The 20,107-nt window shown below is 56.5% G+C and carries 20 protein-coding genes; 11 read left to right on the top strand and 9 right to left on the bottom strand.

Annotated features, from left to right (window positions below):
• Window positions 1-34 precede the first annotated feature (34 nt).
• Window positions 35-1,045 carry an AraC family transcriptional regulator gene (locus tag ACQRAX_RS01835; RefSeq protein WP_412037815.1) on the bottom strand — a complete coding sequence of 337 codons (1,011 nt, stop codon included), beginning with the start codon at window positions 1,043-1,045 and terminating at the stop codon, window positions 35-37.
• A 373-nt stretch (window positions 1,046-1,418) separates the two neighbouring features.
• On the opposite strand from ACQRAX_RS01835, the gene ACQRAX_RS01830 reads away from it, so the two are divergent.
• The 4 genes from ACQRAX_RS01830 to ACQRAX_RS01815 all read left to right on the top strand — a co-directional run bounded on the left by ACQRAX_RS01830 (window position 1,419) and on the right by ACQRAX_RS01815 (window position 6,955).
• Window positions 1,419-3,062: a fatty acid--CoA ligase gene (locus ACQRAX_RS01830; protein ID WP_412037816.1), complete on the top strand. Its 1,644-nt coding sequence runs from the start codon at window positions 1,419-1,421 to the stop codon at window positions 3,060-3,062.
• Between the two features lie 83 nt (window positions 3,063-3,145).
• Window positions 3,146-4,234: an NAD(P)/FAD-dependent oxidoreductase gene (locus tag ACQRAX_RS01825; RefSeq protein WP_412037461.1), complete on the top strand. Its 1,089-nt coding sequence runs from the start codon at window positions 3,146-3,148 to the stop codon at window positions 4,232-4,234.
• A 268-nt stretch (window positions 4,235-4,502) separates the two neighbouring features.
• Window positions 4,503-6,050 carry a DUF3300 domain-containing protein gene (locus ACQRAX_RS01820; RefSeq protein WP_412037462.1) on the top strand — a complete coding sequence of 516 codons (1,548 nt, stop codon included), beginning with the start codon at window positions 4,503-4,505 and terminating at the stop codon, window positions 6,048-6,050.
• Between the two features lie 14 nt (window positions 6,051-6,064).
• Window positions 6,065-6,955, top strand: coding sequence for a DUF2950 domain-containing protein (locus tag ACQRAX_RS01815; protein WP_412037463.1), 891 nt, complete (start codon window positions 6,065-6,067; stop codon window positions 6,953-6,955).
• Between the two features lie 194 nt (window positions 6,956-7,149).
• Here the strand turns inward: ACQRAX_RS01815 and ACQRAX_RS01810 are convergent, their stop codons facing one another.
• Together ACQRAX_RS01810 and ACQRAX_RS01805 are read right to left on the bottom strand one after the other, a co-directional pair.
• On the bottom strand, window positions 7,150-8,421 hold the full coding sequence (locus ACQRAX_RS01810) for a Rid family detoxifying hydrolase (protein ID WP_412037464.1): 1,272 nt from the start codon (window positions 8,419-8,421) through the stop codon (window positions 7,150-7,152).
• A 191-nt stretch (window positions 8,422-8,612) separates the two neighbouring features.
• Entirely contained in the window at window positions 8,613-9,050 is a 438-nt protein-coding gene (locus ACQRAX_RS01805) for a helix-turn-helix domain-containing protein (RefSeq protein WP_412037465.1), read from the bottom strand.
• A 79-nt stretch (window positions 9,051-9,129) separates the two neighbouring features.
• Between ACQRAX_RS01805 and ACQRAX_RS01800 the strand changes: the two genes are divergently transcribed.
• Window positions 9,130-9,645 carry a DUF2938 domain-containing protein gene (locus tag ACQRAX_RS01800; RefSeq protein WP_412037466.1) on the top strand — a complete coding sequence of 172 codons (516 nt, stop codon included), beginning with the start codon at window positions 9,130-9,132 and terminating at the stop codon, window positions 9,643-9,645.
• Window positions 9,646-9,704: 59 nt separating this feature from the next.
• On the opposite strand, the gene ACQRAX_RS01795 is transcribed toward ACQRAX_RS01800, so the two are convergent.
• A complete protein-coding gene (locus tag ACQRAX_RS01795) occupies window positions 9,705-10,580 on the bottom strand; it encodes a universal stress protein (RefSeq protein WP_412037467.1) in 876 nt (291 codons plus the stop codon).
• A gap of 259 nt (window positions 10,581-10,839) precedes the next feature.
• Between ACQRAX_RS01795 and ACQRAX_RS01790 the strand changes: the two genes are divergently transcribed.
• Window positions 10,840-11,298, top strand: coding sequence for an NUDIX hydrolase (locus tag ACQRAX_RS01790; protein ID WP_412037468.1), 459 nt, complete (start codon window positions 10,840-10,842; stop codon window positions 11,296-11,298).
• Here the strand turns inward: ACQRAX_RS01790 and ACQRAX_RS01785 are convergent.
• On the bottom strand, window positions 11,285-12,115 hold the full coding sequence (locus ACQRAX_RS01785) for an alpha/beta fold hydrolase (protein ID WP_412037469.1): 831 nt from the start codon (window positions 12,113-12,115) through the stop codon (window positions 11,285-11,287). The two genes, ACQRAX_RS01790 and ACQRAX_RS01785, sit on opposite strands and share 14 nt — an antisense overlap.
• Window positions 12,116-12,445: 330 nt before the next feature.
• Between ACQRAX_RS01785 and ACQRAX_RS01780 the strand changes: the two genes are divergently transcribed.
• The gene (locus ACQRAX_RS01780) at window positions 12,446-12,874 is read left to right on the top strand and encodes a glycine zipper domain-containing protein (RefSeq protein WP_412037817.1); all 429 of its coding nucleotides are present in this window, start codon (window positions 12,446-12,448) and stop codon (window positions 12,872-12,874) included.
• Window positions 12,875-13,010: 136 nt separating this feature from the next.
• Here ACQRAX_RS01780 and ACQRAX_RS01775 read toward each other — a convergent pair whose 3' ends face one another.
• Complete coding sequence (locus tag ACQRAX_RS01775) at window positions 13,011-13,493, bottom strand: sigma-70 family RNA polymerase sigma factor (protein WP_412037470.1); 483 nt, start codon at window positions 13,491-13,493, stop codon at window positions 13,011-13,013.
• Window positions 13,494-13,731: 238 nt separating this feature from the next.
• Here ACQRAX_RS01775 and ACQRAX_RS01770 point away from each other — a divergent pair, with 238 nt between their 5' ends.
• The 4 genes from ACQRAX_RS01770 (at window position 13,732) to ACQRAX_RS01755 (ending at window position 18,648) form a co-directional block, all read left to right on the top strand.
• A complete protein-coding gene (locus tag ACQRAX_RS01770) occupies window positions 13,732-14,697 on the top strand; it encodes a FecR family protein (protein WP_427867721.1) in 966 nt (321 codons plus the stop codon).
• A gap of 99 nt (window positions 14,698-14,796) precedes the next feature.
• A complete protein-coding gene (locus ACQRAX_RS01765; protein WP_412037472.1) occupies window positions 14,797-17,175 on the top strand; it encodes a TonB-dependent siderophore receptor in 2,379 nt (792 codons plus the stop codon).
• 133 nt (window positions 17,176-17,308) lie between these two features.
• Window positions 17,309-18,460, top strand: a complete 1,152-nt coding sequence (locus ACQRAX_RS01760; protein ID WP_412037473.1) for a PepSY-associated TM helix domain-containing protein — start codon at window positions 17,309-17,311, stop codon at window positions 18,458-18,460.
• Window positions 18,457-18,648 carry a hypothetical protein gene (locus ACQRAX_RS01755; protein WP_412037474.1) on the top strand — a complete coding sequence of 64 codons (192 nt, stop codon included), beginning with the start codon at window positions 18,457-18,459 and terminating at the stop codon, window positions 18,646-18,648. Before ACQRAX_RS01760 ends, ACQRAX_RS01755 begins: the two co-directional genes overlap by 4 nt.
• Before the next feature lie 105 nt (window positions 18,649-18,753).
• On the opposite strand, the gene ACQRAX_RS01750 is transcribed toward ACQRAX_RS01755, so the two are convergent.
• The 3 genes from ACQRAX_RS01750 to ACQRAX_RS01740 form a co-directional block, all read right to left on the bottom strand.
• Window positions 18,754-19,167, bottom strand: coding sequence for a hypothetical protein (locus ACQRAX_RS01750; RefSeq protein ID WP_412037475.1), 414 nt, complete (start codon window positions 19,165-19,167; stop codon window positions 18,754-18,756).
• 153 nt (window positions 19,168-19,320) lie between these two features.
• A complete protein-coding gene (locus ACQRAX_RS01745; protein ID WP_412037476.1) occupies window positions 19,321-19,479 on the bottom strand; it encodes a DUF2986 domain-containing protein in 159 nt (52 codons plus the stop codon).
• A 126-nt stretch (window positions 19,480-19,605) separates the two neighbouring features.
• Window positions 19,606-20,049, bottom strand: a complete 444-nt coding sequence (locus ACQRAX_RS01740; protein ID WP_412037477.1) for a hypothetical protein — start codon at window positions 20,047-20,049, stop codon at window positions 19,606-19,608.
• Window positions 20,050-20,107 lie beyond the last annotated feature (58 nt).

Here is a 20,107-nt window from a genome sequence, read left to right as displayed (position 1 = left end):
CGGCGACTACTGAGAACGCCGCCACTCATTCCAATTACTCAGGGTTGTTGAACCGCTGGCGCCGCCATGTCGATGGCGCCACACCGAACTGTGCAGTAAACCATCGGGTGAAAGAGCTGGGCGTTGAGTAGCCCAGCAGCCCTGCCACCTGACTCAGAGAGTAACGTGGATTTTCCATGTAACGCTGCAATAGGTCTTGTTGTACTTGGTCATGCAACTCGGAAAAACTCACGCCACTTTCTTCTAACCTGCGTTGCAAGGTGCGCACATTCATGCCCAGGGATTGGGCTACCTGCCTGATCGTGGCGCGATCCAGGGGCAGCAATAGGTAGATAGCCTGACGTACTTCATTGAGCGTCGACCCCTTGCTGGCACCAGGCAGCGTTTCAAGAAACTCCTTTGCGTAATTCGCCATCACCGGGTCTGCGCTAGGATTGGCCGCATTCAGGTCCGACACCAGGCATACAATGCCGTTGAACTGCGCGTTGAATTCAACGTTGCAACCAAATACGCGACGGTGAACATTGAGGTCTTTTGGCGCACCGTGAGTGAAGCTGACACGCATCGGGCGCCAGCTCGTGCCCAGAAGCGCGCCACATAGCCGGTGTAGCACCCCAATAGCCAGTTCAATACTCTGACGCTTTGGCGTAGAGGGATCGATGATGATTTCTTCGCGAATGATCACGATCTTGCCCGTCTCGGTTACATCCATGGCCAGGGATTCATTGAGCAGATGCCGATATTGCCCAATGGTGTTCAAGGCATCGCGCAAAGTCGGCTGATGGGTAAGCAGCAAACTGATGGCGCCAAAATTGGATAGCTGTCGCGACTCGGCCATGCGCAGGCCAAAGGTTTCACACCCGCTAGCTTTCGCCGTTGCCTCAAGCAGCATGGCTACCACTGTCATGGGGATACGTAATTCCGGGCTCTTCAACATCGACGTACTGAGTGCGAACTCGTTGAGCAACTGATGGGGGTTTACGCCCAATTGCATGCACAGTTCCAGATAGTTCGTCAGGGCAGCGGTACGCGCCATCAAGGCCATTGAGGTTGCCTCATTGTTGTTATTTTTCATCTGCCTCTACTGCGCAATGCAGGCGCGATGATCAAGGAGAAGTGCTCAGCGAGTACTCACTATCGCTCCATTTATAGAGGGTTGAACACGAAATGAAAACCGTGTTGCAGGCATTCCCCGGCAACGATTTTGTAATTCTGTCCTGTTGCGGCTCAGGACGGCTAACTTTTCGTTTTCTGTCATCAAAAGACTAGTGCCTGACGCTGATTGAACAGCACAACACTTAGGTAAATCCTACCTTGCCTCACCACGGTTCAAAGGGGATGCGGCTTCTGTTACCGGCCATCTGTCGGTGCGAGGACGCTGAGCCAATGCCTGAGAGACAGGAGTGAAAAGTAACGCCATGCTGACAACAAAAATAATCAAGCCATCGCCAGAAGCCTATGCCTATCCGCTATTGATCAAACGCTTGCTGTTGTCAGGGGCAAGGTACGAACCAGAGCAAGAAATTGTCTACGCGGACAAACTGCGATACAGCTATCGGACGCTGTACCACCGAATCCAGCGCTTGGCCAACGCTCTGACGGCTGCCGGCGTCAAAGCAGGCGATACCGTGGCGGTGTTGGATTGGGATAGTCATCGTTACCTGGAGTGCTTTTTTGCTGTACCGATGATTGGAGCGGTGTTGCACACCGTGAACATCCGCCTTAGCGCGGACCAGGTACGCTACACCATGAACCACGCCGAGGATGACCTGGTGTTGGTCCATGACGATTTCCTCCCTATGATCGAGCAGATTCATGAGGAGCTGTTGACCGTTAAAGGCTATATCCAACTCACTGACGAAGCGCCCGTCGCAACTGACTTGCCGGTGCTGGGAGAGTATGAGCATTTACTGTCCCAGATGAGTGATCACTACGAGTTTCCAGATTTTGATGAAAACTCGGTGGCGACCCTTTTCTACACGACAGGTACAACAGGGAGCCCAAAAGGGGTGTACTTCTCGCACCGACAGTTGGTGCTGCACACCTTGAATGCGGTTGGCACGTTGAGTGCCTTTCAAGGCCAGCCGCTACTGCGGTCCGATGACGTCTACATGCCCATTACTCCCATGTTTCACGTACATGCCTGGGGTGTGCCGTACGTGGCGACCCTGATGGGGGTCAAACAGGTTTACCCCGGTCGTTACGAGCCAAATCGTCTAGTCAGACTTTTTCGTGATGAGCACGTCACCTTTTCCCATTGTGTGCCCACTATTTTGCAAATGATTGTTGGATGCGAAGAGGCAGCCAAGACCGACTTCTCTGGTTGGAAGATGCTGTTGGGTGGCAGCTCCCTGACTATGGGGATTGCGCAGCAGGCGACCAGCCGTGGCATTCGTGTGCACAGCGCGTACGGGATGTCTGAAACCTGCCCGTTGCTTTGCACAACATACTTACATGCACTCGATTATGAGCAACCTCCCCACGCTCAGCTCGCCGGGCGTATCAAGACGGGGACGCCTATTCCAATGGTGGACCTGAAGATCATCGATGCGGGCGGTAAAGACGTTTCACATGATGGTGAGTCGCTGGGCGAAATCGTGGTGCGTACGCCATGGTTGACCCAGGGGTACTTTAAGGATGAGGAAATGGGCGCAGCACTATGGCACAACGGATGGCTGCACACGGGGGACTTGGCTTCGATTGATCCGCAGGGCGTAGTGGAAATCAAGGATCGAATCAAAGATGTGATCAAAACGGGAGGGGAGTGGATAAGCTCCTTGGAACTGGAGAGCCTGATCAGCGAGCACCCTGCAGTCAGTGCGGTTGCTGTCGTCGGTATTGCCGATGAGCAATGGGGAGAACGTCCCATGGCGTTGGTGGTGTGCGTACCCGGCATGCACCTCGATCAAGCGCTCCTCGAAGTTCACTTACGCCAGTTTGTAGCGTCCGGTCGTATCAACAAGTGGGCAATTCCCAGGCAGTTTAAGTTTGTCGAAGAAATTCCAAAAACCAGCGTTGGGAAGATCAACAAAAAACTGATCCGAGAGTGCCAATCCAGCTGATTTTCCGTACGACGCAGACCATTTCATGTCATGAAATCATTCAGCTGTCGTACCATCGGCACGTCGACAGCACGGAGGTTGATATGGGAAATGGTCAAGGCAAACGAGTCGTTGTCATTGGTGCAGGTATCGTCGGCGCGTCACTGGCGTATCACCTGGCTGCTAAAGGCGCGAATGTCACCTTGGTCGAGGCTGAAGGTATAGCGTCGGGAGTGACTGGCAGTTCATTCGCCTGGATCAATACCTTACCCCCCGAGTCTGACCCCATTGCGCAACTGCGCGGTGCTGCAGTCGAGGCGTACCGCCGGCTTGAAACGCAGCTGCCTGGCCTGAAGATACGATGGACAGGCGCGTTGTCTTACGGCGTGATTTCGAGTGGGGCGCTGCCAGCTTCAGGTATTCAGTCTTCGACTAACGTTGTGTCCCGATCGCAGATTCTCGACCTAGAACCAAACCTCAAGAATCCTCCTCAGTCTGCTTTATATGCGGCTGAAGAAGGGGCGCTGGACGCGGTGGCAGCTACGCATGCGTTGATTGCAGGTGCCGAGGCATTGGGGGCGAAGGTTCTCACTCAGACACGCGTTCTCGGTTTCGTAACCCAGAGCGTAAAGGTGTTGGGAGTCGACACGACAATGGGCATCATCGATGCTGATATCGTCGTATTGGCAGCCGGGACAGGTATCACGAAGCTGACAGACATGCTTGAGGTGTCTCTTCCAATAGAGGCTTCGCCTGCAATTTTCATCCGTTACAAGTCACAACCCAACCTCGTGCACACCCTCATCTCCAGCCCTGAAATGGAAGTGAGGCAAAGTCCGGACGGTACGTTGCTGGCGGCAGAAGATTACCTGGACGACGCCATGGAGAATCGGCCGGCAGCGATAGCGCTTCGAACTGCCAAGTCGATCCAGAATGAACTGCATGGGGTTGTTTCCATAGATCCGGAGTGGGCATGTGTCGGACTCAGGCCCATGCCTGCTGATGGTATCCCCATCATCGGCTATCTACCAAAAGTGGGCGGCGTGTATGTTTGTGCAATGCACCCTGGCGTTACTTTGGCGGCGATAGTGGGACGTCTTGCCAGCGAGGAGATCATCGACGCTAAGGCGTCCAGTGCCCTTTACCCATGCCGGCCCGATCGATTCTTCCAAGCGGGATGGCCTGAAGGATGATCGACCCAAAGCGGTCACTTGCACAAGGTTGACCTCAGGAGAGCGAGGTCGAAATCCTGTGAGGCTTGCAGTTTGGTCTTTGCGCCTGCCTCCTCATCAGGAACAACGGGGAGGTGCAGTTGGCATCCGGTCGAGCATTTTCTCTTCTACGCTGATACTGTTCAGCCGCTGCGCAGGGCGTTGCCGGCGTCACTTACCAAGTCGGTGACCCGTTGGATGTCAGGGCGCCCACGTTCCGTTCTGCCGTTTCTCCCAGAGGAGCATCGTCATGTCTGTCTGCCTTCACCGGGCGATCCTACTCACCATCGCCATGCTCGTGCTCTCGGGTTGTTCCGATGAGGATTCGCAATCCAAGACATCGGCCACGGCGCCCGCTTCGGCCGCACCGGTCACACCCGCCGCACCCGCCGCACCGGTTACGCCCACCGCATCGTCCGCACCTGCCACACCCGTCGCGCCAAGCGAGGTGGTGTTCAGCACCGAACAGCTTGATCAGATGCTGGCACCGTTGGCGTTGTATCCGGATGCTCTGCTGGCTCAGGTGCTGATGGCCACCACTTATCCAGGCAATGTCGCCGACGCAGTTGCCTGGTCCAAGGCTCATCCGAACGCCAGTGGTGATGCCGCCGTCAAACAGGTCGCCGACCATCCCTGGGACCCCAGCGTGCAATCGTTGGTGGCGTTTCCGCAGGTGCTGGACACCCTCGGCCAAGACCCGACCTGGGTGCAGCGAGTCGGCGATGCGTTTCTCGCCCAGCCCGACGCGGTGATGAATTCGGTGCAGCGCCTGCGCGCCAAGGCCAAGGACGCCGGCCACCTGGAATCGAACGATCAGCAGACCGTCATTGTGCAGCCGCCAAGTGCCCCTGCGGGCGGTACGACCACGGTGGTGCAAGCGGGTGCGCCGGCACAAACCATCGTTATCCAACCGACCAATCCGCAGGTGGTGTACGTCCCCAGCTACAACCCCTCTGTGGTGTATGGCAGTTGGCCCAATCCGTCCTACCCACCGGCGTATTACCCGCCGTCGCCGGCTTATACCATCGGCACGGCATTGGCGACCGGCCTGGCTTTTGGAGCTGGTGTAGCAATCGTCAACTCGCTGTGGGGGGACTGCGATTGGGGGAGCAACGACGTCGATATCAACGTCAATCGCTACAACAACATCAACGCAAACCGCAGGATCAATACCAACGAGAACAAGTGGCAGCACAATCCGCAGTACCGCAACGGTGTACCGTACCGCGACCAGGCCAGCCGAGCCGAATTCGACCGACGCTTGCCCGGCAGCGCACAGCGTACAGCCTTGCGCGGTGACACGCCGGCCCGTACCGCAGACCGCGCGCGTGCGCGAGAAAGCCTCGCCCAGCATGGCATCGAAGCACCGGCAACCAGTAACCTTGAGGCCCGCCAACGAGTGCAGAGTGCTGACCGCGAGCGCGCCCAGCAAAGTCTGCAGAAACATGGCATCGCCCAGCCCGGTAGCGCACGCGAGCGCGCCCAGGTTGCCGACCGTCAACTGAAAAATGACGGTCAGGCCCGCCAACGTGCGCAGGCGTCCCTGCAGAATCGCCAACATAAGCCGCCAGGGCACAACCAGCAGGTGCGCCAGCAAGTGCGCCAGCAACACGCTGGTGGCCAGAGGCCCCGTAACAATGCGCTGGCCGGTGCGCGCGATCCTGTGCAGTCACGCATCGCGAGCAATCGGGGTCAGGCCAGTCACCAAAGCTCCCGCCGGCCCCATGCGGCGCCTGCGGGCCACCAGGTGCAACGACCTGTACGGGTGCAATCCCACGGTGGCGGCCGTCACCGTTGAGAGGAGAGTCAGTCATGAATGCTGCAGGTCGATTTGTGCTGGTTCTGCTCCTGTTCTGGACATCCGGCAGTTATGCTCAGCAACACTTTCCAAGCGCGGAAGGCGCCGCCGCGGCGCTGGTGCAGGCGCTTGGTAGCGAGAAGGCCGATAGCCAACAGTTGGCAAAGTTGCTCGGCAATGACTGGAAGAGTTACATCCCAACCGAGAACGTCGACCGTGAAGATGTCGACGCCTTTCTCGCCCTTTACAGGGAAAAGCATCGGGTTCAGCCCGACAGCTCGGATCGTGCGCATCTGGTCGTCGGCCAAGCATCCTGGGTGTTCCCGATTCCCATCAAACACGTTGCCAGCGGTTGGACATTCGACACCAAAGCCGGTGCCGAAGAAATCCGTCTGCGCCGCATCGGACGCAACGAACTGGCAACCATTCAAGCGGTGCGCGCCTATCACGATGCGCAGATGGATTACGCTGAGATTGATCGCAATGACGATGGGGTTCTCGAGTACGCGCAGAAGTTCATCAGTAGCGACGGACAGTTCGATGGCCTGTACTGGCCTGAAGAGGAGGGCGTGGAGGAAAGCCCTCTCGGACCGCTGTTCGGTGATGCCGCAACTGGCGACGACTGGCACGGCTATCACTACCGCATCCTCACTGCGCAAGGCCCCTCGGCGCCGGGTGGCGCCTATGATTACAAAATCGGCGAGCACATGACGCGCGGCTTTGCCGTGATCGCCTGGCCGACGAAGTATGGGGAAACCGGGGTGATGAGCTTCATGATCAGCCACGACGGTGAAGTATTCGAGAAAGACCTCGGCCCAGACAGCACCAAGAAGGCAGCAGCCATTAAGCGTTTCGACCCCGATAGCAGTTGGCGCGAAGTAAAGGACGAGGGCGACGCGCCCTGAACCAAGCGGCTCTGCAATCCGGCATTGAGCAGGTACAAAAGGGTTCGATCTCGTTTGCGGCGAGGGATTGGCATTGAAAAAAGGAAGCAGAGGACTAGCCCCGACTTCCCTTTCTCGTAACGGGGACATGCGAATTTGCATTCCCCGTCGGCACGACCAATGCAACCATGCTGGCGTCTATAAATAAATGCCTGCTATTTTTGTGGAGGTGTGCCTTCAGCATTTGATACAACGGCTTCGATTTGGACTAGCGCATTTTCTGGTAGCGCTGACACGCCAACAACCCTACGTGCAGGAACGCCACCGGGGAAGAATGTTGTATACACTTCATCCATTGCAGCACTGTCTTCGATATTTTTAAGGACGATGTTTACCTTGACGACATCGTTCATGACGTGATCGATACTTTCAACAATTGCCTTGATGTTTTTCAAACACTGTTCAGTCTGTTCTTTCACCCCGTTGCCCACCACCTTTTCGGTAGTGGGGTCGATAGGTAATTGCGCAGAGATGTGATTGTAATGAGAAAAAGCCACAGTTTGTGTAGATAGAGCATGGATGGGGGCACGCGACGTATTGTTTGCCTTTATGACAATTCCGTGCCTGTCTTCCACCACTTGCGGTGGCGTACCATCTCCGTGTGATACAACGGCTTCTATTTGTACTAACGCGTCCATGGGCAACGCGGAGACCGCCACGGTAGTCCGCGCAGGGAAATAGTTTACCGTCCTGGCGATGGCCGAGTCCGGGAAAAAGGTGGTGTAAACTTCGTCTACACGCTCAAGGTCCGAGAGGTTTTTAACGAATACAGTGATTTTTACAATGTCATCAAAGGGAACATCAATGCTTTCCAAAATCGCCTTGATGTTTTTCAAGCACTGCACAGTTTGTTCTGTGGCACCGCCCGCTACTAACTTACCTGTTTTTGGGTCGATAGGTAGTTGAGCCGACAGGTTATTGTAATGCGAAAAAGCCACGCTCTGCGCAGACAGTGCGCTGACGGGTGCGTTCTCCGTGTTCCTTACAGTCTTTACCAGGTCGCCTGCCTGTGGGGCTTGTGGAATAGTACCTTCGCCGTTTGAAATCAGCGCTTCCACTTGCACTAAAGCATCCAAAGGCAACGCTGCAACGGCGACTGTCGTCAACACTGGAACATAGCTTGGGAAGAAGGCGGTATAGACACTGTTGACAGCGTCGATGTCTGCGATATCTTTAAGAAAAATAGTAATTCTGACGACATCTTCCATCACATGGTCGATGCTTTCTACAATCGCCTTGATGTTTTTGAAGCACTGTTCAGCCTGGGCTTTCACACCGCCTGCTACCAACGCACCAGACGCTGGGTCTATAGGTAGCTGAGCTGAAAGATGATTGTAGTGAGAGAACGCTACGGTTTGTGAATATGGGCCTATTCCTTTTTGAGCACTTAGTGTGTTTCTCGCTAATACAGCGTTATATCCACTCATAATAGTACTCCCGTTCCTCTGGGACTTCGCGGGTGGTATGGCAAGCACATATTCCACTGCGCTATCGACGGCTGCCACCATTTGACCGGGCGACTGACCTCACGCCCATGAGGGACAAGTGAGTAAGTGCCTGGGGTGCTCATGAAGCAGGTACAAGTGTAGTGGTCTCTGCGTGCTGCGCGACCCTTTCACTAGCGTCGCCTGCGTAAGCCGCCTTTAGCGGCTTTTCGCTTTACCTCCCCAGTGCCGATTGCGTGCAGCATTTTCTGAAACGTCGAGCATTCGATATGACGGGGAGCGGGGCAGGTCGCAGCTCGGCGTAGCCCGTCACGTATGGCGCTGAGCTGCTGGATGGTACGGTCCAGTTCGTCAGCCTTGTCGCTGAGCCGCTGGTGATCAATGGCAGGTTGACCATTTGCCTCCAGCATCGCGCCGATATCGTCCAATGAAAATTTCGCCGCTTGCCCGAGTGCGATCAACGACAACCGTTGCAAGACATCCGCTCGAAACACGCGGCTCAGGCCTCGCCGACCGATCGAGCGGATAAGGCCTTTTTCTTCGTAGTAGCGCAACGTTGAAGACGGCAGGCCGGAACGCCGTGCCACTTCGCCAATTTCCATCTCTTTCATGCTTGACCTCAAGTCGAGTTGAGCTTGCAGACTGCTTGAATCAAAACGCCAAAACAGGCTCAAGACAAGGGGTAATGCCATGGGAACAAGTGAGGCGGTGCTGCGCATTCTGTTAGTGGGTATGGGCGCCACGTTGTTCATGGACGTATCGGCTTTTATTCGGACGCGCCTATCTGCCCAGGTATCGCTTGACTATGGCCTCGTCGGTCGTTGGCTTGGCCACATGTTACAAGGGCGTTTTCGTCACGCCTCGATTATGACGGCGGCTCGTATCAGGAATGAGCGCCTGGCAGGTTGGATCTTTCACTACATCACGGGCGTGGTCTTCGCGATGGTACTCATCGCTACGCAGGGGCTTGCCTGGTTGTGCAATCCTTCGCTGATACCGGCGCTGGCGATTGGTTTGATCAGCGTGATTGCCCCGTTCTTCATCATGCACCCCGCGTTTGGTTTAGGCATCGCCGCGTCGAAGACAGCAGCACCGAACGTGGCAAGGCGCAGAAGCGTGATTGCTCACGGGACGTTCGGAGTAGGGCTATTTGCTGCGGGGTGGCTGTTGATGCTGCTCTTTCCTGCACCGCTATGCCTACGGTGAGAGTCCAGCAGTTGCCAGGCTCCTTGGACTCAAAGGAGCCTCCTCAACACGACATATCCCTACAGTGACACCAGCACATCACACTGCGACTCATTGAGGACATGCTTGGTAACGCTGCCGATCAACAGCGCTTCCAGAGCGCTTTCACCTTGCTTGCCGATCACAATCAGATCGCAGTCCAGCTCTTGCTCCTGCTCAACGATCCGCCAGGCCGGGTCACCGTGCACCACAATCTGCCGAGCATTGGCCAGCCCAGCGGTTTCGCTCAATGCAGCGAGTTGTTCCATGGCGTCTTTCTTGATGACATTTCGGTAGTGAGTCAGGGTGTCCTGGTCAATGTGGGCAAAGCGCATGCTCCCCTCGAAGGGCGCTTCGAACACGTGCATAAGTATGATTTCGGCCTGCGGGGCAATCGACTTTGCCAGTTCGATGGCGCGAAGCGATGAAGGCGAAAAATCAACCGGAACGAGCAAGGTGCGGTACGCATCGCGGGGGGCGTGCTTGACCACTAACAAAGGGCAGAGCATGCGGTTGAGCATTCTTTGCACAGTAGAGCCCAGCAGCAGACGTCGGGCCAGGCTTTGCCCCTTGGCCCCACACACTAACAGGTTGGTGCGTTTGTCCTGCACCACACGGGTGATTTCCGTGGTAACTGAGCCAGGCGCAACCTGAATGCCAGGGGCGATGTCGTAGCGTTGGAACAGGTTGTCTGCCAGTTCGTGGATTTTCTTTTTGGCACTCTCTAGCGCACGTTTCAGCAAGTCTTCATCAGGTGCCACCACCTGCTTTAGACGCTCGAAGGGGGCTGGATTGGCGACGTAGAGCAAATCCAGCGATGCCTGCTGCGCCTTGCTCAATTGTGCGGCGCGCTCTGCCGCGTTGCGGGCGGGGGTGGAGAAGTCAGTGGCAACCAGTACGTGGTTCAACGAGGTCATAGGGGCTCCTTAGGCAGTGCTGTGCACATGAATCGACGCCGTTACCTTGAGGTCAAAGTGTTGGCTCGTATCGATCCATCCTTGCTTTGCGCCATCCTCTCGCGAACTGCGGCTGGCGTGTTGATTTGCGTCAACGGTGAGAGCGTGCTCAGGTAACAAGCAGAGAAGGGTGACGGACTACGCTAGGTCCGCGAAAAGAAAAAGTCTGTCATATCTGCGGCTGCGTAGCCCAGAATCATCAGTCGAAAAGGAGATCGCTATGTCACCCAACAAAGCTTGCCCCATTGTTCTTTCGGGCACGACCATTCCACGCATCTTGTTATTCCGCCATCCACTGGCAGGCGTACAGTTGGTAAAAGGGACGATCGAGCCCGGTGAAACACCCGACAAAGCCGCGTTGCGCGAGTTGAGCGAAGAGTCCGGAATCGACTCGGCCACGGTTGTCTGCGATCTGGGTTGTTGGCACGCAGGGCACCTTGATCAGGTTTGGTCTTTTCAACGCTGCGAGGTGCATGTTTCGTTGCCGGAGCAATGGGTTCACCAGACACTCGACGATCATGGCCACGCCTTCAGTTTCTTTTGGGCCTCTCTCGATGACTTGCCGTTTGCCCAATGCCATCCGATTTTTCATCGCGCATTGCTGTATGTCGCGGGCGCGTTACTAGACGCTGGGGGGGCAGGGTCAGCCCCCGCCCCCCAATTACTTAATCGCGTATGAACGCGAGCAAATCGGCATTGATTGTATCGGCATTCGTCGTGGGCATTCCATGGGGGTAGCCCGAGTAAGTTTTCAGCGTGCTGTTTTGCAGGAGTTTGGCTGACAAGAGCCCGGAGTTTTCATAAGGCACAATCTGATCATCATCACCATGCATGACCAGCACGGGGATCGTGATGCTTTTCAAATCGTCGGTGAAGTCGGTCTGGGAGAAGGCCACGATCCCATCATAATGTGCCTTTGCACAGCCCATCATGCCTTGCCGCCACCAGTTGCGGATGATGCCCTCAGACGGTGTTGCCCCCGGGCGGTTATAACCGTAGAAAGGTCCGGCTGGAACGTCATGGTAGAACTGCGCGCGGTTGGCTTTGAGCTGTGCCTGCAAGTCATCGAAAACCGATTTTGGCAAGCCGCCAGGATTGCCTGGGGTCTGCACCATCAACGGCGGCACGGCACTGATGATGGCAGCCTTCGACACGCGGTGTTCGCCGTGGCGAACAATGTAATGGATGACTTCACCGCCGCCGGTGGAGTGCCCCACATGGACTGCACCCTGGACGCCAAGATGGTCGACCACGGCTGCGACGTCATCAGCATAGTGATCCATGTCGTGCCCGTCCCAGACCTGGCTGGATCGCCCGTGACCCCGGCGGTCGTGGGCAATGACCCGGTAGCCGTTGGCCAGGAAAAAGAGCATCTGCGCATCCCAGTCGTCCGCACTCAGTGGCCAGCCGTGATGAAAGCAGACCACTTGGGCATCGCGTGGGCCCCAATCTTTGTAAAAGATCTCAACACCGTCCTGCGTAGTGACATACCCCATGTTCGCATCTCCTGTATGAAATGAAGGCCATGATCAGCATCGTGACCTTTGTTGAACAAAGTGCAGCCCATCTAATTGACAGTTCAGCAAGGCGCTAGCTCGGCGCCGCTTGGCCGCCAAATTACGTTAGGTTTAAAGTCAGCTCTAAGATTGATGGTTGTTTGGGTGGACTATGAGAATAGGCGAATGCCAATACATCGCTAGTCTGATAGGCGGTTACGCCGGTCAGACAAGTATTGCGCCAGGTCATTGAACGTTCAGACGGGTGTTGTCCTGCTGGTGCGCGTGCGCCAGACTTTTGTGCTCTTGTTCCACGTTGAGGCTCATATAATGCGCAAACCACTCTTTGCAGTTGCATTAACCGTTCTCGCGTCACAATGCGTCATCGCTGGCGAAACCACCACCACCGCGCTTGGCGGTGGCGTCGGCGGCGCTTTAGGCAGTGTCGTGGGGCAGGCCATTGGCGGTAGCAGCGGTGCTGCGATCGGCGCGGGAGTGGGAGGGGCGGCAGGCGGCGCGATGACTGCCAAAGACGGCAAAAAGACAGAAGCTGCATTAGGCGGTGGCCTTGGTGCGGCGGGCGGCCAGGTACTGGGCAACAACGTAGGTGGATCTACCGGTGGCGCAATTGGTGCTGGCCTGGGCGGCGCCGCAGGTAGTGCCATCGGTAATAACCTGGCCGATGACAACGACCATCACAACAATCACAAATCCAACCGCAAGCATAAGCATAAGCATAAGCACAAGCATCACGACTGAGCGCTGGTGGTCGGGCTAGCCAGGAGATAGACGCTGCACGGTTTAAAACTGATGGGCAACCAGGAAAGCGTCAGCAGACCTAGCGAAAAGCCGGTAACACGCTGCCCCAGGCCTCGATCGGCCCAGCGCCCTAAAATTAAAGCGCTTTCTGCCGACAGTGGAGCAGGGCCTCGCTGATCATGGCGTGTACCAGCGCTGGCGAAACACCGAGAATCTTCGCAATTTCATTTTGCTTCATGCCGTGAATGCGGCACATTTCGAATGCATAACGCGTGCGTTCTGGTAAATCGGACAAGACGCCGGAAATCCGTTCCAGTACTTGTTGATCCGACACCAGTGCTTCCGGCGTGTCCGCCTGAGGGCCGGACACCTCGCTGCGGTCATCTTCCTGGACTATCCAGCGCTCTTCAAATTGGCGGCGACGGTAATGGTCGATCGATAGATTGCGCACAACACGCGTGAGATACGAGGCTTGTGACCTGATCGGGCCACTGCTGTCAGCCTCACCCATTCTAAGAAACGCTTCATGGACAATGTCTTCGGCATGGCTGCGGCATCCGGTAATTCTTGCCGCGAGTCCAATCAAGCGCTGGCGCCGCTCAAAGAACACTTCAAGCATTTGGGAGCCGCTCCCCGCCGCACTAGGCTTCTGCATGATGCACCTGAATTGTTTTATGTGTCTGCCAGCGAGAGCGGTGAATTTATGCTTATTAAGAACGATTTGCAACAAATCTCGAGGGTGGCCCACTCCAGGTGCCATCATTCAACGTCCAAGGCGATTGCAAGGGGAGCTGGAACTGAACCAAAACCACGGGACATGGAGTAAGCTTGCGAAAATTTTCCTTCTACAAGCCCTAATGACTAATCTTCCCTGCCCGCAAAAGTCTACTAGCGAAATGGCTGCCGACTGGTGTGTGCGACTGCATTTCAGCGAATGCACGGATGCGGATCGTGCTGACTTCCGACGCTGGCATGATGCCGATCCGTCCCATGCCGCGGAATACTCGAAAATGTGTCGAATCTGGCAAGTCAGCGAGCAGTTGCCAGACAGCTTTGGTGTCGACAAGCCAGGGCGCTCGCCTTGGCGCCAACGGTTACCGATGATGGCCCGCGCGGCGGTGATCGTAGCGGCGGTGGGTGCAGTCTGGGGTACAGGTTGGTTTGCGGGCATGCTGCCTGGCAGCGTTCGCTATTTCATGGCACAGGAAGTGCGTCGACAGGTGCTACTGCCTGATCAAAGCCAGGTGCAACTCAATCAGCGCACGGGGTTAATCTACCTCGGCTTTCGCGATCAGCGCCGGGTGCTGCTGCGTGATGGCGAGGCTTATTTCGATGTGCAGCACGATCTTGAAAAGCCTTTCGTGATTCGGGCGGACAACGCCAGCGTCAGGGTCACCGGTACTCATTTCAATATCTGGACCGGGCAAGAGCTAACCACTGTAACGGTCACCCAGGGTTCGGTATTGGCTTCGCGCAGTGATGGCAGCAATGACAACTATCAGGGAGCGGTGCTGACGGCCGGGATGCAAGCGGCATTTGCACCTGATCGAATGGTGCAATTGGGCCGCACTGATCCATCGCGGGCCGCCGCTTGGCGCAATGGCAAGCTGATGCTCGATGACATCAGCCTGCGCGAGGCGCTGCCGCTGATCAATCGCTACCTTGACGTACCGCTGAAGCTGGCAGACAGCGACGTCGGTGACCTGCGCTTCGGAGGCACCTATGACACCGCCGAACTTGGCCATATGGTCAACGCGTTGCCGCAGATTTTGCCGGTGAAATTGCGCCACAGTGAGCAAGTGACGCTGCTGTTCAAGCGCTGAAACCAAACCTTCTGGAATTCTTTTTTGTGATTTTCTGAACAAATCACACGCCCATTCGTCGATCCGGCATGCCCTTACCTTCAAGCTACCGGACGTACTATGATCGCCCATCCACTGAATCGACTCGCCCTGCGCCTGCGCCTCTGCATCACTGCCGCCACGCTGGGCCTCACACTGGTGACAGCTGTGCCGGCAATGGCTGATCCGGTCCAGGTCAACATTCCCTCGCAGGCGCTGTCATCGGCGCTTTCCGATCTGGCTAAGCAGGCTAATCTGCAGATCATTTACAGTCAGGACACTGTCTCCGGCATTCGTAGTCGTGACGTTGCCGGGCAGATGGAGCCGGAGGCAGCGCTGCGTCAATTGCTGGGGGGAGCCAAGATCGTCTACCAGATCGAAGGCAATCATGTGACCTTGCAGGGGAGCAGTGATGACTCGGCAATGGCCTTGCCTGTCACCAGTATCGTTGGTCAAGCCTACAGCTCGGTAAGCCCCAACGACGGCTATGTGGCCAAGCGCGCGTCTGCCGGCACCAAGACCGACACACCGCTGATTGAAACGCCGTACTCGGTTTCTGTGGTCACCCGTGAGCAGATTGAAGCCCAGCAACCCAAAACCATCTCACAAGCCTTGCGTTATACGCCAGGCGTCAATGCCGAACTTGCCGGACCTCAGTTCGTTACCGACCAGTTGACCATTCGCGGTTTTCAGCAAGGTACCGGGCGCATGTTGCGTGACGGTACGCGTACTTTCCTGCCCGAGTTTCTCGGCTGGGACGCCCCTGAGCCCTATGGCCTGGAACGTATTGAAGTGCTGCGTGGTGCCAGCTCTGTACTGTACGGCGCTTCTGACCCAGGCGGACAGATCAATCTGGTGAGCAAGCGGCCAACGACCGAGCCTCTACGTGAAGTGCAGTTGCAAATGGGCAACCACAATTACCAGCAGAGCGCCTTTGATCTGGGAGATGCGCTGGACGAGGAGGGCATCTGGAGTTACCGGCTGACCGGCCTGTTCCGAGAAGCCGATGCCCAGACCGACCACATTACCAACCGACGTGAGTACGTCGCCCCAGCCATTAGCTACCGTCCCAGCGATAATACCGAGCTGACCATTCTGGCGGAGTACCAGAAACAGACCGGAAACTTCGCCAACCCGTTACCGGCTGAAGGCACCGTCTTTCGAGACCCGCGCGGTCGTTTGGACCGCGATACCTACGTGGGTGACAGCGCCTCCGATTTCATGACCAACGAAAAGACCTCGCTGGGCTACATTCTCGAGCATCAATTTGACGAAGTCTGGACGGCGCGGCAGAACGTACGCTATAGCGACTACCGCCAAGCCAGTTCCGAGATTGCCCTGCTTGCACCCGTGGGCGACCAATACATGCGCTATAACGATCAGCGTAAGGGCGACGGCCGTCTGTACACCATGGATAACCAATTGCAGGCCAACTTCGCCACTGGCCCTGTAGAACACACGCTATTGACCGGCGTCGACTACAACAATGGCAAGTTCGATCAGGAGCAAACGCTGAATCTCATCCTCGGAAGCTTCGACGTGTTCAACCCGAGCAATGGGCAACCGCTGAACCTCATTCCGTTCAGTGCCAGCAGCTACGAGCAAAAGATGTCGCAAACAGGTGCCTACCTGCAGGACCAGTTGAAGGTCGACAAGTGGGTGCTGCTCTTGGGTGGGCGTTACGATTGGGCCAGTAACCAGAAGGACGACCGCGCCCCGCAAACCCAGAAAGATGAGAAGTTCAGCGGTCGCGCCGGGATTGTTTACCTCTTCGACAATGGCTTGGCCCCCTATGCCAGCTACAGCGAATCGTTTCTGCCGGTGATGGGCATTACTGCCGACGGCTCGCAACTTGATCCGGAAATCGGCAAACAATACGAAGTGGGTCTCAAGTACGAACCGCCAGGCTCCAACAGCCTTTACACCATAGCCTGGTTCGACCTTACCAAACAAAACGCCACCGAGAACGTTAACGGCTTCTCCAAACAGGAAGGAGAGGTTCGTTCCAAGGGGGTGGAGCTCGAGGCCAAGACCGAAATCACCCAGGGTTTCAACCTGATCGGCAGTTACACCTGGAATGATGTCGAAGTCACCCAATCGGAAACCGGTAACAAGGGCAATACGCCGTTCCGGGTGCCAGAGCACATGGCCTCGCTGTGGGGTGATTACATCGTTCAGAGTGGCCTGCTCGAAGGCTTGCGCCTGGGGGCGGGTGCCCGTTATGTGGGCAGTACATTCGGCGACTCGGCCAACAGTTTCAACGTCGACAGTTATACCGTGATCGACGCACTGGTCAGCTATGAACTGGGCAAGGTCGCCGCCTCGCTGGAGGGCGTAGAGGTGTCGCTGAATGCCACTAACCTGTTCGACGAAGAGTATGTGGCCGGTTGCTACAGCACGGTTGGCTGCCAGTACGGACAGCAGCGCACGGTCTACGGCACAGTGAGTTACAACTGGTAAACCCCGAGCTGGCCAGGTTCAGAATGCTCAGCACATTAGTGCGCTGGACCCGCATGCCCGGTGGCGTGCGGGTCATTCTTCACGTGCACACGTTGAGGTTCTGCGCGTGGATTTATAAGGAAAAGTACCAACCATGACCGCTCGAGCCTTGCGTAGCTGGTATCAGGTCCACAAGTGGACCAGCCTGATCGCCACCCTGTTTTTGTTGATGCTGTGCCTGACGGGGTTGCCGCTGATCTTTCATGAAGAGATCGAGCACTACTTTGAACCCCACTCCCAGTTGCGTGCGCTGACTGCCGAAGCGCCCCGTATCGACTACGACAAGGTAATCGCCAGTGCCTTGGCGGCACGGCCAGGTGAGGTCGTACGCTTCGTTGGTTTCGACCCGCAAAACCCGCTAGGGGTGATAACCACTGCGACGAGCCTAGTGCCACCGCCACTTGAGGGGCACTCTCAGTCGTTTGATACACGCACCGGCGAGCTGTTCCCACCACAGCCGCCAGATGATGGTTTCATGAACCTGATACTGCGCCTGCATACCGATCTGTTCCTCGGTCTGCCCGGTTATCTATTCCTCGGATTCATGGGGCTACTGCTGGTAGCGTCGCTGGTTTCCGGCGTGGTGGTGTACACGCCGTTCATGCGCAAGCTGGACTTCGCCACAGTGCGCAGTGGGCGTAGTCAACGACTGAAATGGTTGGACCTGCATAACGTGCTCGGTATCGTCACCCTGGCCTGGGTGTTGGTGGTTGGCATTACCGGCGTGATCAATACCCTGGCGTTGCCGATACTTGGGCTGTGGCAGACTGGCCAACTGGCGCAGATGACCGCACCCTACAAAGACCAACCGCCGCTGGAGCACCTCGGTTCGTTGCACAAGGCGATAGAATCGGCTCGAAACGCGGCACCGGACATGGAGCCGAGCTTCATCGCCTTTCCTGGCACTCAATTCAGTAGCCAGCATCACTACGCGGTGTTCATGCGCGGTACTACGCCACTGACCGCGCGTTTGCTCAAGCCGGCCCTGGTGGACGCAGGTACGGGCGAGCTGACCGACATACGCGAGATGCCCTTGTACGTGAAAACCTTGCTGGTCTCGCAACCCCTGCACTTTGGCGACTATGGCGGCTTGCCATTGAAGATCATTTGGGCGCTGCTTGACCTGATTACCATCGTCGTCTTGGCCAGTGGCCTGTACCTCTGGCTGGGGCGACGCAAGGTACCATTGGAAAAGCGCCTTGCCGACCTGAATGCCAGTGGCCTGGGTACGGAGGGCAGCGCATGAGACGCGGCCTCTGGATGATATTTCGTTGGCCGCTGCTGCTGGCTCTGCTGAGCTTTCTGGGTCTGTTCTCAGCACTGATCGGTGATGAGTTCTATGACCTGTTGTCGTGGCTCAGCCTTGGTGTGCCTGTGGTGTTGGTTGGGGGGATTTGGGTACGCATGCGCCGCGTCAACCGGCTGCGTTGGTGATCGTATACAAAGTGCACATGCTGGCCAGCAAACGGCGAGAGATTTTCCCGGCTGTGGTCAGCATGAGGCAGTGGGGCGAAGGTTTCCTGCGCGCCGTGAATGACGTTATCGACGGTAGTAGCGGTGATCGTTCTCATAGCGATGGCGCATGGCCCGATCATGATGGCGCTCCCAATCACGACGGCGGTCAGCTTCACGGCGGGCTTGCTCTCTACGCCATTGATCCCTGCGCCAGTTCTCCCGACGCCAATCGTTTCTACGCCAATCGTCTCGATGATCATGCCATCGGCCGTCATGCGAGTATCGGTCGTCATGGGCGAGCAGCGGCTCTGGTTGCCTGTCAGCGATACTGGCCAAGGTCGGCCAAGGGTTGCTGGCAGCCTGGCCCGGAGCCTCAACGGTCGGGGCTTCAGTTGCTAAGGTCGGGGGTGCGACCTTCATCTGTGTTGCTGATGCCGAGCCCAATGCCGCGAACGCGAACAGGCCAAAGAGCACCATCCGTGGATCATGGAATTTCATGAGCGAAGACAACCTCTGATTGACAATCGGACGTGTGGCGATCTGGTTCTGGGAAACTGGCGAGTTCGCGCTTACCCAGCAGATATGCCTATCCACATAGACCAATAAACAGAGAAAAGTTCTAAGGCGCTGCTATTTAAAACAACGACGGTCTCACTCAGCGGCAATGGTCGCGTCGAGACTGGACTCAGCCGCCAGTTTCAACCGATCAGCTTTACTTATGTATTTGGGCTTGTTTTTCGGTGCCAACTTGGCGCTGGCCTTTTTCGCGTGAGCCTTCAATAACTGCTTTATTTTTTTCTGACGGTTCATTATCTACTCGGCGTTTAAATTCTCGAATGATATCAGTTCCAGCGGGCCCTGGTATCGAGCCGGTGCGATCGAGTGTGGCAGCTCATCGCGCCGGCTACGATACCCAAAGACTGGGGTGGTTTACCCTTAGCCTGCGTTGATTTTTCCGCAGAACATTGGACGGCTGCCGTCTGCCGCGCTGGTGCGCACGAGCAAGGCATACTCACCCTTGGTCAAGTCATTGAGTGCCACCGGGGCCTGGGCCCAATAGCGCGTACGTGGGGCCATTGAGAGATAATTGAGATTGTCGGCTTTGTCGGTCTGGTACGCAGGGGCTGCACTCAAGTGCTGACAGGAGCCCGCATAGATAGCCGTGTCAAGGCGGCTAGGGACCGCCATGTGGCTGGGCATGCCGGTGAGGGTGAGGTAGATACTGGTTTGGTTGCCCACCGGGCTGAGGGAGGCTCGAGCGATATGTCCTGCGTTTTGCGGGGTAGCATTGAGGGGGACATCGACGATTTCGGTTGTGCTTGCGCACCCTGAAATCGTCCCAACCGCCACTACCAACGCCAGCCAAGATGTTCTGTTCATCACAGATCTCCTGATGTGAGGTGCGTTGATGTCGTCCCCCCTATGAAGTCTAGTGGTC

The sequence above is a fragment of the Pseudomonas sp. UM16 genome (assembly GCF_050312595.1).
In the GTDB taxonomy this organism is placed as follows: Bacteria; Pseudomonadota; Gammaproteobacteria; order Pseudomonadales; family Pseudomonadaceae; genus Aquipseudomonas.
Note: the sequence above shows the minus strand (reverse complement) of the source record. Positions and strands in the feature narration are given on the sequence as shown.